Origin of the sequence: Thalassotalea sp. ND16A (assembly GCF_000764205.1) — a bacterium.
Taxonomy (GTDB): domain Bacteria; phylum Pseudomonadota; class Gammaproteobacteria; order Enterobacterales; family Alteromonadaceae; genus Thalassotalea_A.
Genome location: NZ_JQDZ01000111.1, coordinates 1 through 1,248, shown reverse-complemented (window position 1 = coordinate 1,248; position 1,248 = coordinate 1). Strand labels below are relative to the sequence as shown.

At 40.1% G+C, this 1,248-nt stretch carries 1 protein-coding gene; it reads right to left on the bottom strand.

The annotated features are described in order from the left end of the window. Positions 1 to 31 precede the first annotated feature (31 nt). Positions 32 to 1,212, bottom strand: a protein-coding gene (locus ND16A_RS03970) for an IS3 family transposase (RefSeq protein WP_152593912.1) whose coding sequence is annotated in 2 segments (ribosomal slippage) — positions 32 to 954 and positions 954 to 1,212 — 1,182 coding nt in all. Because the reading frame shifts where the segments join, the coding sequence is not laid out codon by codon here. Between the last annotated feature and the right edge of the window lie 36 nt (positions 1,213 to 1,248).

Sequence of the window (1,248 nt, the reverse complement as noted above, 5' to 3'; positions counted from 1 at the left end):
TGACCTGGTCAACTAATTTCACACACCCCAGTTAAGCAACCAATTTCAAATCAAATCCTAAACTATCATTGCCAGCTTCAAAGTTATTTGGACTTTTATAATCCAGATAAGAATGTAATCTGTGGCTGTTGTACCACATGCTGATGTAATTCAATATATCCTGCTGGGCATCAAATCGTGTTTGATAACTTTTCCAATGAACTCGTTCTTGTTTTAAGCTGCCGAAAAAACTTTCAACTGCGGCATTATCCCAACAGCAACCTTTGCGACTCATGCTACCAACAAACTGATTCTTTTTAATCAACTTGCGGTAAGCCTTGCTGGCATACTGAATACCCTGATCGGAATGAACAATTAACCCTGGCTTTGGTTGTCGTTGCCATATTGCCATGTGTAATGCGTCACAGACCAGCTGTGCTTTCATTCTTGAGCTCATGCTCCAGCCAACCACTTTACGCGAGTACAAGTCGATAACTACCGCCAGATATAGCCAGCCTTCGTTTGTCCAAACATAGGTAATATCCTGCACCCACGCTTGATTCGGTTTCTCTACATCAAATTGCTGCGCTAATTCATTCTCATAAACAGGCTTTTTATGGTCACTGTTTGTCGTTGATTTGAATTTGCGTTTGTAACGAACCCAAACACCAGCTTCTTGCATTAGTGCCTGCGCTTTTCTGCGGCTCACCGGAAAGCTCAACGCATTTAGCACTCTTTTCATTCGCCTTGCGCCATAGGTGTTATCACTGAACTTAGCAATGTCTTTTACCCACCTTAGCATTTCTTCTTTTTCAGGATCAGGTTTGTACCTGTCACAATTTCTCTTTTGAAAGCTGTAATAATTACTGCTTTCTACCCCCAATATTCGGCACATTACTGTGACCGGCCAGATCTTCTTATGTTGGGTAATAAACGAATATTTTACTTCGTTTCCTTGGCAAAGAAGACCGTTGCTTTTTTTAATATATCGCGCTCCATCTTCAAGCGCTTGTTTTCTTCACGAAGGTTACGTAATTCAAGCTGTTCAGGCGTTAACTTACCATTACCTCGAAAAGCATAACCATCATCATTCTCTGCTTCTTTGATCCAGCGACCAAGCATATTTGGATTAATTCCAAGATTTCTGGATGCTTCTGCTTGCGAATAACCTTGTTCTTTTACTAAGGCTATTGCATCTTGTTTAAATTCTTTTGAATATTTTTTACGTGTCATTTTACTATCTCCAGTTAAGACTATTATCTCTTATCT